We start from the raw sequence: 12,356 nt of genomic DNA on the forward strand, positions 1-12,356 counted from the left end.
AGTACTGTATGGATCTCTTCCTTATTTCACAGTGCTGCTCCACTTCATGATCAGCTTTTCAATCTGCTTTTCACGAGCCGGATTTTTCCAGTCAATGATTGCACAGTCCAGAACAGAGCCACCCTTATTCTCTACTTCCTTTTTCACCTGACTGATGGCGCTTTTCCCTCCCTTGAACTACTCCCCCTTAAATGATATCAAATCATTATTGAAGAGGGAGATTCCTAAGGATGGGAGCCTAACGGCTCCTAATTTATTAGGCTATCTCCGCAGTTCCTGCGGTTCTTGAGGCTACTATTCGTAGAGCCTCTTTTTTATGTTGATACTGGCATTTAAGTCCCTATCATGATGCGTATCGCAAGTAGGGCGTTTTGCCATACCAGTCTGCCTTGTAGCCCATTTGGTCTTTAAACTTTGCCCACGACACATCACCAATTTTTTTGAGAGCCGATGGTTTTGCTAATAAAATCTTCTGCTCATTATTTGGATATATTCTGAACTTGAAAAGCTTTGTGTTTCAGCATATCATCGCTACTCTCTTTAAATATTATAGTACTATTATATCGCTTTTTAATTAATAATTCTATTTATTCAGAAATATTTGGCGAAAGAATACCCCCACTTAAGAAGCGGGGGTATTCTTTCGGGTTTTATATAAAAGAGAATGGAAAGAAGTGTGTCACAAAAATGAGGATTTTGTCTTTTTCATTTCTTCTGAGTGACTGAGATAGGATTTCAGCACAGGACTCATGGAGAAGCCCCCACTGGACACCCTACTATCACATAATCATAGTCGTCCAGATTTTCATAGGCTTGAAATCTGATTTCACCCGGATCGGTCTCATTCCTGTCTTCTCCACCCATGGGTTCGATCTTTATAAGGTCCGTTTCCATGCCCTTTCCAAGGAAGCTTTCTTTAAGTCTTTCTGCCACCGATAGAGTATTTCCTGTCAGAGAATGGATGATCATGGCTGTTTTCATTCCCCCTACCCCCTTGCTTAATGAATCAGAGCATCTTCAACGGCTTTGATGATCACAAGGCTGCTGTAGGTTGCTCCGGAAACTGCATCGACATCTAATGACTGCTGTTCCAGGATGGTGTCCGTAATGGCCTCTGCATCTGCACCCTTCCCATGGTCATGTTCCAGAATAACAATGTCGCTGATCTCGTGGTCCTTCATCAATACTTCCACTTTGACATGTACAGGGAAAACACTATATTCACCCACATAGCTGCCATCAGGAATCTCGGATAGTTCCACATCATGAATCGGTTCATTTGTGAGTTTCTCCAGATTATCTGATAACGTACTGTAGATCAGAACACTACCCGTAGCGACAATCACAATGACTATGACTACAATCCTGAACCATTTGTTTTTTCTCAATATCATCCCTTCTTCCAGAATCAAATTGATTGACCACATAACAGTTCTATTATCAATGATTATTTTCAAGAAGAAGTGACTTTTTCGCGAATAAACAATATCTTTAACAAAAAAATAACAACCATTCTTTCGATGATTACCCTTTTCAACAGCAAACCCGCTGCTATTTACTCTGCAGCGGGTTTCCATCTTATTCTGCTAGAACGAACTCATCCGTGTATGCCCCACATAGTGGACACAGCCAGCCTTCGGGAAGGTCTTTGAAAGCGGTTCCTGGATGAACACCACTGTCAGGATCTCCGAGCTCAGGATCATAAATGTAACCACAGATGACACAGATATACCTTTCCATTTTTCTACCTCCATAGGATCTATTGCTAAGATACCTAGATTATAGACTGCAGGGGGAATGACTTCAACTTCATATCCGGTATTTAAGCATTAATTCAGTTCTTTGAATTTACCTGTGACGATATAGATCGTCCATTCGCAGATATTTGTCGCATGATCACCATTTCTTTCCAGGTACTTCAGGACAAACTGCAGATCCCCTGCAAGCTTGAGAAGCTCCGGATTGTTGTTTGCTTTCTCAAACATTTTCTGCTCCGCTTCATAGGTCAGCTCATCGATTTTATCATCCAGCTTGGTCAGTTCCAGCGCTGTATCCTTATCTTTAGCCACAAAACTGTCCAGTGACTTCCCGATGAATTCCATGACGAGATCTGAAATCTGAATCAGTTCCTCATTGATGAGATCCGTATCAGTCTCTCGTCTGATTTTCGTGATGTCCGCTATGTCCTTGGCGTGATCGCCCATGCGTTCCAGGTCCGTGACGATTTTGATGATGGTGAAGATATTTCTGAGATCGGAAGCCACAGGTCCCTGTGTAGCGATGAGCCTGATCGCTTCATCCTCAATGTCTCTCATGAGATTGTTGATCTGTATGTCTTCTTTTAGTACCAGATCAGCCAGTTTGATGTCTTTCTCCACCAGAGCTCTGATGGATCTTTTGATCTGCGTTTCCACAAGAAAACCCATTCTCAGAAGGTTATTGTTCATATGACTTATGGTTGTTTCAATACTGTTTAACGTCATTTCTCTTCTCCTTTTAGCCGAATCTACCGGTTATATAGTCTTCTGTCCGTTTATCCCTCGGGTTCGTGAACAGGTTCTTCGTATCTCCGTATTCAATCATTTCTCCCATAAGGAAAAATGCGGTTCTGTCTGAGATTCTAGCAGCCTGCTGCATGGAATGGGTCACGATGGCGATGGTGTACTCATTTTTAAGGCTCTCCATCAGCTCTTCAATTTTTGCCGTGGCAATGGGATCCAGAGCTGAGGTGGGTTCATCCATGAGAATCACATCCGGCTGGACCGCCAGGGCTCTGGCGATACATAAACGCTGCTGCTGCCCACCGGAGAGTCCATAGGCATTATCGTTCAGCCTGTCTTTGACTTCGTCCCATAGCGCAGCGCTCTTCAGACTGGTTTCCGCAATTTCCATGAGGAGATTCTTGTCTTTCAGCCCGTGAATCTTCGGTGCATAAAGCACATTCTCCAGTATGGATTTCGGGAAGGGATTGGGCTTCTGGAAAACCATCCCCACCTGGGTTCTTAATTCCTCCACACGAAGATCGCTGGAAAAAATGTCATTTCCGTGATAGAGAATCTTTCCTTCTGTACGCACAATGGGAATATTTTCCACCATTCTGTTGAGGGTCTTAATGAAGGTGGACTTACCGCATCCGGAAGGTCCTATGATGGCTGTAACCTCATTCTTGTAAATATCGAAATTGATTTTCTTTAACGCCTGATTGTCTCCATACCAGAGATCCAGATCTCTGACCTGAAAAACAGCTTCCTTGTTTTCAATGGTTGTCATAGTATACTCCTCTCGCTAAAATTTCTTTTCAAACTTGTTTCTAATGAAAATCGCCACTGAGTTCATCAGGAATAGAACCACCAGCAGCACCACAATGGTTGCTGCAGCAAGATTCGCATACTCCGGTGTAAGCACAGTATCCAGTGTCCAGTAATAGATCTGAATCGGCATCGTGGTGAAATCATCCATAACACTCTGGGGGATTTTCATGATCAGTGTCGGGATACCAAGAACAACCAGAGGAGCTGTTTCTCCTATGGCTCTTGAAACGCCCAGTATGAAGCCCGTAAGCATGCCCGGCAGTGCTACCGGAAGAACAACTCTGCTGACTGTGGTCCACTTATCTGCACCAAGGCCATAGGAGGCTTCTCTTAAAAATCCAGGAACGGCTTTCAGTGCTTCCTGGGCGGCCACGACTACAATCGGCAGTACCAGAAGGGACATGGTGAGCCCCCCTGCAAGAATGCTCCCACCAAGACCCATGAGTCTGGAGAAAAGCGCCAGACCAAGCAGTCCGAAGATCACGGAAGGCACACTGGCAAGGTTACTGAGATTGATATTAATGAAATCTTTGAGTTTTCCTGGTTTTGCATATTCTTCAAGGTAGATGGCTGTGGATACGCCTAGAATAAAGGTAACAGGTATGACGATGAGCATCATATAGACCGTTCCCATAATGGCACCGAAGATTCCAGCCTTTTCCGGAAAAATGGAAAGATTCCCTGTAAGAAAATCCCAATCAAGCCATCCGACGCTGTCTCTTACGATATCCACCAGCAGAAATACCAGTACAAGCAGTGTCATGGCTATGGACACTCCAAATACGCTTCTCAGAAATCCGCTGAGTTTCACTCTTCTTTCAATCTGCCTGCTGTCTGCTTTAAATGTTTTTTTCTTTATTAAAGACACCTGATCTGTTTTTTCTGTTTTCACTTTATTATCTGCCATCAGTATGCCTCCCTATATTTTTTAGAAATGTAATGTGCCAGCTGATTCATGACCATGGTGAACAGGAAAAGCAGAAGCCCTACCGCATAGAGACTGTAATATCCTGTGGTTCCGCTGGCCGCATCTCCACTGGTGAACTCTACAATATATCCTGTCATGGTCTGCATGGACTGTGTGATATCAAGGGTGAAGGCTTTGGAGCTTCCGCTTGCAATGGTCACAATCATGGTCTCTCCTATGGCTCTAGAAATACCAAGAACTATGGATGCGAGGATTCCTGAGATTGCTGCAGGAATCACCACTTTGAAAGCCACTTCAAGTTTCGTGGAGCCAAGTCCGAAGGCACCTTCCTTCATGATTTCTGGTACGGAGTTCATGGCATCTTCGGATAAGGATGCCACCATCGGGATGATCATGATTCCCATGACAAGACCTGGACTCAAGGCATTCTTTGATTCAAGTCCTGGAATCAGATTCATCAGCATGGGGGTCACAAAAGAGTAGGCAAAAAAACCGTATACGATGGTAGGAATTCCTGCCAGGACCTCCAGCATGGGTTTCACCAGTCTGCGTACTCTCTGTGAAGCAAACTGACTCAGATAGATGGCAGCCGCAAGCCCGATGGGAACCGCTACCAGCATGGCGATGAGCGATGTGGTGATGGTTCCGATGAAAAGAGGAATGAATCCGAACCGCGGATCCTTGTTAAGGGGTGCCAGATCCGTGCTCAGCACCTCAGACAATGGGACTGCTGCAAAGAATCGGAATGCATCGGTGATCAGTGTCAGAACGATTCCGAATGTAGTAAACACAGAAATCAGAGCCATAAACAGAAGAAATAACGGAACAATCTTATCCATGTACCGTTTCTTTTCTTTTACTCTTTTCTGAATCATCTCTCTTATTTTAGTCTGATTTTCCATAGACTTCTCCTTTATGATTTCTCCATACGCACGGATAAGATGAGAGAATGCTCTCTCATCTTTCCTGATTTAAGTGTCTGTTCTACGCTTATTTCAGACCTTCAAGAATGGTCTTGTATTCAGCATGCTTCTCTGCTGGAAGTGGAGCAAAGCCGTTTTCTCCAGCGAGCTTCCGGGCTCCTTCCTCTGACACCACAAACTTCGCGTAATCCAGAATCTGTGGTGATTCTTTGGCTTTATCAAGATCCAGGTAAGTATATACAAGTCTTGTGAATCCCGCATAATCCAGATCTGATCCGATGGTATCCAGGGTTGGTTCCACAGCACCGTTTCCGAAGTCCACCTTCACAGCGGTCAGCTTGTCTGTATTGGAAGCATAGTAGCCATATCCGAAGAACGCAATGGCATTCACATCCTTAGATACCAGATCCACCAGTGTGGAGTATTCCTGTTGCAGATTGGCTGTTGACACCATGTCCTGCTCATCAAGTATCACTTCATAGAAGAATTCGTAGGTTCCGTGATTTTCATTTGGACCATAGAACTTGATTTCTTCACTTGGCCATTCTGCACGAATGTCAGACCAGAGCACCTTATCATCATCCTTGAACTTTCCTGACAGATACATGTCGATGATTTCCTGCTGGGTCATTTCGGTAGCCCATGTATTCTCTTTGTTGATGACCATGGTCAGACCATCATAGGCCAGTTCGATTTCCATGATGTTTTCGCCCATGACTTTTCCGGCAGCTTCCAGTTCTTCCACTTCTGTATCCTTGATCTTTCTGGATGCATCCGCAAAGTCCAGTTCTCCCGCGATAAACTTCTTAAGGCCTGCACTGGATCCAGCTCTTCCTACCTGCACGCTTACGCCTGGCTCTACATTGCTCATGTAGTTTTCAGCAATATGTGCCATCAGAGGATAGACTGTTCCTGAACCATCTACGATGACTGTTCCCTCCAGCTCTTCCGCGGGTGCTTCCGTGGATGGCTCTCCTCCATTATCTGATGGTGTTTCCTCCGCTGGTGTAGTGCCGCATGCTGCCAGCATGGCAACCACTGCCACTGATGATACCAGACCTAATATTTTCTTACGCATTTCATATCCTCCTAAATTTTGACCTATTCTGAGAGACACATCCGTGCCCTACAAATTGAATTATAGACACTGATTGTTTTGCCGAGATTGTCAACATGTTATGTCCGTGTTAAATGCCGTAGCTGCTTATAATCCCTTCCATAGGCGGATTTCATTGAACAGAGAGCAGGTAAACGCTTTCGGTTCAAGTGAAGGCAATGATGAATTATTTACTGGGGTGATCTGCCCGACCGAAAAAAAAAAGAACCATGAATCAGTTTCCTGTTTCATGGTTCTTTCTTAATGGTAGCGGGGGTAGGACTTGAACCTACGACCTTCGGGTTATGAGCCCGACGAGCTGCCAACTGCTCCACCCCGCGATATTCTCTGCTTACTGTCTTTCTTAAGCACATATTCTATTTTAAAGGATAAACATGTAAATGTCAAACTGATATTCACAAGTCTCAAGAAAGAAGAAAGAAGAGAAAGAAAAAGGCAGACTTGTACTGCCTCACAAATCATTTCTTTATGAGCGGAATGCCCTCCTCTACCAGAAAGCATCTCACATAATGTTCTGGTGTGATTTCCACCAGGTCAGGAACTTCTTCATAACACTTTCCGACAGCATAAGGACATCGATTGGAAAAACGGCATCCTTTGGGAAAATCCGAAGGATGGGGCACATAACCTTCAATGACATTAAGTCTTTCCTTTGTTTCTCCTCTACCAGGCATGCAGTCTATGAGACCTATGGTATAAGGATTCATCGGATGGCTGAAGAGCTCTTCCTTGGGTGCTTTTTCCATGATCTTTCCGCAATACATCACGCAGACATCATGGGCCATATCTTCCACCACTCCCAGATCATGGGTATTCAGAATGATGGACATCTGGTTCTCATCCTGCAGCTTCTTCAGGAGATCCAGAATTTCCGCCTGAATGGTCACATCAAGTGCTGTAGTCGGTTCATCGGCGATCAGTATTCTGGGCTTGCAGGCAATGGCCATGGCAATCATGATTCTCTGACGCATTCCTCCGCTGAACTGTTTGGGAAGATCATAGTATCTTTTTTCCGCATCAGGAATTCCGACTTCCGTCATCAGCTGCATCGCTCTCACTTTAATCTCCTGCTTTTTTCCTCTCTTATGGATGTATAGTGCTTCCTCTATCTGCTTTCCCACTGGAATCAGCGGATTCAAGGTGGACATGGGGTCCTGATAGATCATGGCGATCTCATTTCCTCTGATTTTCTGCATCTGTTTCTCTTTCATCATCAGCAGATCCCCTTTAACATTCCCATCATAGATGGCTTCGCCTTCTATGATCTTCCCAGGATAATCCACCAGCTTCATGATGCTAAGGACAAGCACGCTTTTCCCGCTGCCTGACTCCCCGATCACCGCCAGAGTCCTGTTCTCTTCCAAGGTGAAACTTACATCATCTACAGCAGGAAGTTCCAGCCCATCCAGATAAAAGTATGTTTTTATATTGCTGACACGTAGTAGTGACATGACTTATCCCTCCTGTACTTTTTAATCTGCACCATTTCCATCATGATTTGACCTGAGGAATCACCACATCCTTCAGCACGTTGAACATCAGCAGAATGAAGAAATACACCACTGCCATGATGGTCATGAAATAACTGAAAGCCATACTGCCTGCGAAGGCATCGATTCTGGTGGATGTATAGAAATCAATCATATGGTATCCGATTCCTCTGTAATAAAAGAGTCTTTCCACAATGATCAGACTGGAAAACATCAGCGCAAGGATCGTCGGGAAAACTGAAAGCACCTCATAAACCACACTTTTCATCAGATGGTTTCTGATGATCCGAAACCTGGAACAGCCTTTCCCACGCGCAGCCAGAATGTAGGGCTTTGAAAACCCTTCCTCAATGGCTGTGGCGGTGGTTCTCGCAATATACGCTGCAGGGAGTATGGAAATGGAGATGATGGGATAGATGGCACTATACCAGTACTGGTCGCCCTTGAATTCAATGGGACCGATGCCGAAAAAGGTGATCCCGCTTTTAAAAAGATATAATGCAAGCATCTGAATAAGACCTATGGTCAGAATATCCGGCACCGACAACGGCACCAGAGACTGAAGCATCTTGAATGTTCCGATACGATCTCTCTTTCTGCTGTCCAGAATCCCCTTGGGAATTCCTAGAATCACCGCAAGCAGAATACCAAACAGAAGAACGATTCCACTACGTCTGGCTGATACCGCAAAGAGTTCCCCTACGGTACCGTCGAGAATGACCAGATCCTTCACTTCGCCGGAAAATACATACCGGAAGTTCTCTCTGATTCCCTCCATGATGATATCCCAGGACATATTCGGTCTGTATCTCCCCTTTTCATAGATGATATCAAAATCAATGGGTACACCGGTGATCAGAAGTACGCCTACAATGACCGATGTGAGAAGCAGCAGATTCCCTAGAATGATTTTTATTAGTTTCCTGGTTCTCAGATTCATTTTCAACCTCCATAGAGCATTCATCTTCCGTACAGATGACATGCCACCTCTCGCCCTTCATGATTTTTGAGTATTGGAATTTCCTCACTGCAGATTTTCATCGCATAGGGACATCGCGTGTGAAATGCGCAACCTGCGGGCATTCTGATCGCACTCGGTATCTCACCATGAAGCCTTCTTCTATCTTCTGATACTCTTTCCTTCTGACCCGGTACAGCAGCAAGTAGCGCTTTCGTATAGGGATGTCTGGGACTTTTGAAAATCTTTCCCGCGGTTCCGTTCTCCACAATCTTTCCAAGATACATCACCGCAACATCATCACTCACATGTCTGATCACATGAAGATCATGGGCAATGAAGAGATACGACAGACCGAATTCCTTCTGAAGATCCATGGTCAGATTGAGAATCTGAGACTGTACGGACACATCCAACGCGGACACCGGTTCATCACAGACGATGAATCGCGGTTTCGTGGATAAGGCCCTGGCGATCCCGATTCTCTGTCTCTGCCCTCCACTGAATTCATGGGGGAATTTCCTGGCTGATCCCTTATCAAGACCCACCAGATCCAGCAGTCTGTAGACCTCTTTCCTGTATTCCAGAGGCTGGACGATTTTATGAATCTGAAGGGGCTGAACAAGAATGTCTTCAATGGTCATTTTGTAGTCCAGGGCCGAGTACGGATTCTGAAAAACCATCTGAAGCTCTTTTCTGAGTTTTCGGAAGTCCCTGTTTGATATGGTGCTGATGTCTCTGCCATCCAGATAGATGGACCCCGAGGAAGGTTCAAGCAGTCTCAGAACCAGCCTTCCTGTGGTGGATTTACCACTTCCGGATTCGCCGACCAGTCCCAGAGTTTTTCCCTGATGAATCTGAAAATCGATTCCATTGACTGCATGAACCAGCTCCTTCTCATCCCCCAGCATACTGTTTTTCGCAATGAAATGCTTCTTTAAATTTTTAACCTCGATCATACATCATTACTCCTTCTTCTGCGCATCTTCCATCAGATAGGGATTCATGGTGAGATTATCCAGCATCACCTGTCCGATGCTCTCCAGTCTCTCCCTGTTCAGATTCGATAGCACATCCTTTTCCGTCCACATTTCACTGACATGAGCCTGCCCGATCCCCACTGTGAAGAAGGCGTTCAGCCTCATATCCAGAGCAGATCTTGTGACCATATCAAAGACGCCCAGACTGGAACTGCTGGCGGTGTTTCCGTAGATGCTCTGAAATCTTCTGTATGGCATTTTCATATCCTTCAGAAGCTTTTCCATCTGTGTCCCGATGAGATAGGATGGTTTTCGTCCACCCTGAGCAGGAAATGTGACCAATGAAAGCTCCTTGTCTTTTCCTATGCCTGCATATCCGATTTCATAATAGTAGTACCCTCCGGTCACAACCATATCGATGGTCTTCATGGCTTCCCTGTGATAGTACTCCGATCCTTCTTCCATGGTGATTTTCTTCACTTCCATCTGATTGTCCCAGAAAACAAAAGATAAAGATCTGCTTAGCGGCACTTCCAGGGCTGCTACTTCTCTTGCCAGTTCCAGTGCTGTGGCACCAGGTGTTGCTGAAATCACTGATGAGGAACCAGCATTTTCGTATACCCCATCATAACCTGCTCCGATGACGATGATTTCTCCAGGATTCTCAGCTGACAGGCCTTTTCCTGGAAGGAATGCTTCAATGACTCTTCCTTCGTATTCAGGAAGTTCAGGATAGCTGAAGGAGATCTCCATCTCCGCATACCCTCTTTCAAGCAGTTCTCTGAGTTCTTCGAAGGGAAAAATCGTATGAGATTTATGCAGATGAGCATTGGTTCTGGATTCGTATTCGTCAAACAGCATGAACTGGAGTCTGAATTCCCGCTCCACTTCATCTGATTCAAAAGAATTTATTCCTCTCATATTATTCTCACTGAAAGGGGATCCGTTGGAACTGAGCAGCTCTCTGACATACCTCTCTGTTATGGGAAACACTTCGGTCTCCATGGAAACATCTGCAAGATGGGATCGATCTGCAGCAGTTCCTTTATAATGAAAATCCTGACCCTCAGCTTCTATGAGCTCCTGTCTGCTTAATGAGAAGATGGTGAAGTCCTCATGAAGTCTGAATGTCTTTACTTCTCCAGACTCTTCTGTAATTCTGATTTCTCCTTCCTTCACCACCATGGGTGCCATGATTTTCAGATTATCCACGGTCTCATCCTGCTCAAGATAGTAACTGATGTCCAGGGTTTTCACGTCATATCCGTAGGACTGCATGGTATCGATGATATGATTGCCCGCTTCATACCCGCCTTCCGTTCCACTGACTCTTCCCTCAAAAGATGAATCTGTCAGAACATGCAGCTGTTCCAGCGCCTTTTCCGTCTGAAAAGGGATCTCACTTGAATATCTCGGCACAAAGATGTATACAAGAATCAGGACTGCTGTACCTGTCTTTAGAATAATCGGTCTGTAGTATTTAGGAAACTCCCTCAGCTGCAGATAAAACAGTCTAGGCGACAGCATCGCAAAGGTTTTTCTGATGATGCTGATGACTCTGGAGTCTCTTTTCTGGAACTCCATTCTGAGCCCTTCCCCCAGAAGATTGATGCCCATGATCGCCACGGCAAAAAACAGTACCGGGAAAAAGGACACCCACCAGACTTCCTCGAACCTCATGACATCCGTTGTGATTCTCGAGAGCATTCCACCCCACTCCGGTTCAAGCCCCATACGATAGTTTGCTCTGAAGGCCATGGCGCCGACTTCTCTGGTGGAACCGACAAAGACATACAGAACCGCCAGCTGCGCCACTAGAAACAGCGCCATGGCCATTTCCTTGAAGAATAGACTGACACCTGTTGGAATCACATGAGGCACCACATTCTGCAGCACAATCTGAAGCTTCGTCTTCCCGATGGCGATCTCTCCTTCAATGAAGTCCTCCTCCATGATCTTCTTGGTAGCATCCTCCAGCATTCCAGCAAGCTTTGACCAGCCCACAATGGTTAACACTATGGCAAATGCGAAGATGGATTTCTCGATCTGCATTCTATAGAAGTAGTTGAAGTTGAGCAGAACAAAACTGAAGATGAGCATCGGAACTGCACTGAAGAATGTGCTGAAGAATTTGATCACCGCACTGACAGCTCTGTTTCCCATACCTGCCAGAACCCCCAAAGGCAATGCTAAAATCATCCGGAAGAGTGCAATGAGAAAACCCAGCCGCAGCGTATTTCTCGTTCCATATACAAGCCTTGCATAGATGTCTCTTCCTGCGTCATCTGTTCCCATAAGATTGATGTTGTTGGGTCTCATGGGATTCACAGAGAGCTCCTCCACCATTTCCCCATCCTGCTGATATTCTATATATCTGGGTGGTTCCTCGTGAATGGGATCTCTGGAAGTGAACAGTTCAGGAAAATAGGAGAGAAACAGAAGTACTAGGAGCACTACCCCCCCAATGAGAAGCGGATAATTTATTTTCTTCATATATGTCCTCCAGATGCCAAATAATTCGCACTTTCTGATAATTAACGATACTCCCAGTATACCATAGATGTCGAAAAGCTATACCCTTTCAGATACAAATTTGACCTGTCTATGTACAGATTCATCATCAGAAGTTTTTCTGAAACAGATCTGATT

The 12,356-nt window shown here is 45.1% G+C and carries 13 protein-coding genes, 1 tRNA gene and 1 pseudogene; all 15 read right to left on the reverse strand.

Annotated features, from left to right (window positions below; translation table 11 throughout):
• Positions 1 to 21: 21 nt before the first annotated feature.
• Positions 22 to 147 carry a hypothetical protein gene (locus J3A84_RS15370; RefSeq protein WP_281069601.1) on the reverse strand — a complete coding sequence of 42 codons (126 nt, stop codon included), beginning with the start codon at positions 145 to 147 and terminating at the stop codon, positions 22 to 24.
• A 196-nt stretch (positions 148 to 343) separates the two neighbouring features.
• Positions 344 to 511, reverse strand: a pseudogene (locus J3A84_RS15495) (helix-turn-helix domain-containing protein); the annotation flags it as partial.
• Positions 512 to 747: 236 nt separating this feature from the next.
• Positions 748 to 981: a flavodoxin family protein gene (locus J3A84_RS00735; RefSeq protein ID WP_207598083.1), complete on the reverse strand. Its 234-nt coding sequence runs from the start codon at positions 979 to 981 to the stop codon at positions 748 to 750.
• A 17-nt stretch (positions 982 to 998) separates the two neighbouring features.
• Entirely contained in the window at positions 999 to 1,388 is a 390-nt protein-coding gene (locus J3A84_RS00740; protein WP_207598084.1) for an FMN-binding protein, read from the reverse strand.
• Positions 1,389 to 1,578: 190 nt separating this feature from the next.
• Positions 1,579 to 1,740, reverse strand: coding sequence for a rubredoxin (gene rd, locus J3A84_RS00745; RefSeq protein WP_207598085.1), 162 nt, complete (start codon positions 1,738 to 1,740; stop codon positions 1,579 to 1,581).
• Between the two features lie 89 nt (positions 1,741 to 1,829).
• Positions 1,830 to 2,483, reverse strand: coding sequence for a phosphate signaling complex protein PhoU (gene phoU, locus J3A84_RS00750; RefSeq protein ID WP_207598086.1), 654 nt, complete (start codon positions 2,481 to 2,483; stop codon positions 1,830 to 1,832).
• Positions 2,484 to 2,496: 13 nt separating this feature from the next.
• Positions 2,497 to 3,270 (reverse strand): phosphate ABC transporter ATP-binding protein PstB, encoded by a 774-nt coding sequence (pstB, locus tag J3A84_RS00755; protein WP_207598087.1) that lies wholly within the window; start codon positions 3,268 to 3,270, stop codon positions 2,497 to 2,499.
• A 15-nt stretch (positions 3,271 to 3,285) separates the two neighbouring features.
• Positions 3,286 to 4,218: a phosphate ABC transporter permease PstA gene (gene pstA, locus J3A84_RS00760; RefSeq protein ID WP_207598088.1), complete on the reverse strand. Its 933-nt coding sequence runs from the start codon at positions 4,216 to 4,218 to the stop codon at positions 3,286 to 3,288.
• Positions 4,218 to 5,141: a phosphate ABC transporter permease subunit PstC gene (gene pstC, locus J3A84_RS00765; RefSeq protein ID WP_207598089.1), complete on the reverse strand. Its 924-nt coding sequence runs from the start codon at positions 5,139 to 5,141 to the stop codon at positions 4,218 to 4,220. Before pstC ends, pstA begins: the two co-directional genes overlap by 1 nt.
• 88 nt (positions 5,142 to 5,229) lie before the next feature.
• Positions 5,230 to 6,240 (reverse strand): PstS family phosphate ABC transporter substrate-binding protein, encoded by a 1,011-nt coding sequence (locus J3A84_RS00770; RefSeq protein ID WP_207598090.1) that lies wholly within the window; start codon positions 6,238 to 6,240, stop codon positions 5,230 to 5,232.
• Positions 6,241 to 6,523: 283 nt separating this feature from the next.
• Positions 6,524 to 6,599 (reverse strand) — tRNA-Met (locus J3A84_RS00775).
• 138 nt (positions 6,600 to 6,737) lie between these two features.
• Entirely contained in the window at positions 6,738 to 7,730 is a 993-nt protein-coding gene (locus J3A84_RS00780; protein WP_207598091.1) for an ABC transporter ATP-binding protein, read from the reverse strand.
• A gap of 40 nt (positions 7,731 to 7,770) precedes the next feature.
• Entirely contained in the window at positions 7,771 to 8,709 is a 939-nt protein-coding gene (locus tag J3A84_RS00785) for an ABC transporter permease subunit (RefSeq protein ID WP_207598092.1), read from the reverse strand.
• Positions 8,710 to 8,729: 20 nt separating this feature from the next.
• The gene (locus tag J3A84_RS00790; RefSeq protein WP_207598093.1) at positions 8,730 to 9,686 is read right to left on the reverse strand and encodes an ABC transporter ATP-binding protein; all 957 of its coding nucleotides are present in this window, start codon (positions 9,684 to 9,686) and stop codon (positions 8,730 to 8,732) included.
• A 6-nt stretch (positions 9,687 to 9,692) separates the two neighbouring features.
• Positions 9,693 to 12,200 carry an ABC transporter permease subunit gene (locus J3A84_RS00795; RefSeq protein ID WP_207598094.1) on the reverse strand — a complete coding sequence of 836 codons (2,508 nt, stop codon included), beginning with the start codon at positions 12,198 to 12,200 and terminating at the stop codon, positions 9,693 to 9,695.
• Between the last annotated feature and the right edge of the window lie 156 nt (positions 12,201 to 12,356).

The organism is Proteiniclasticum aestuarii (assembly GCF_017368455.1).
Taxonomy (GTDB): Bacteria; Bacillota; Clostridia; order Clostridiales; family Clostridiaceae; genus Proteiniclasticum; species Proteiniclasticum aestuarii.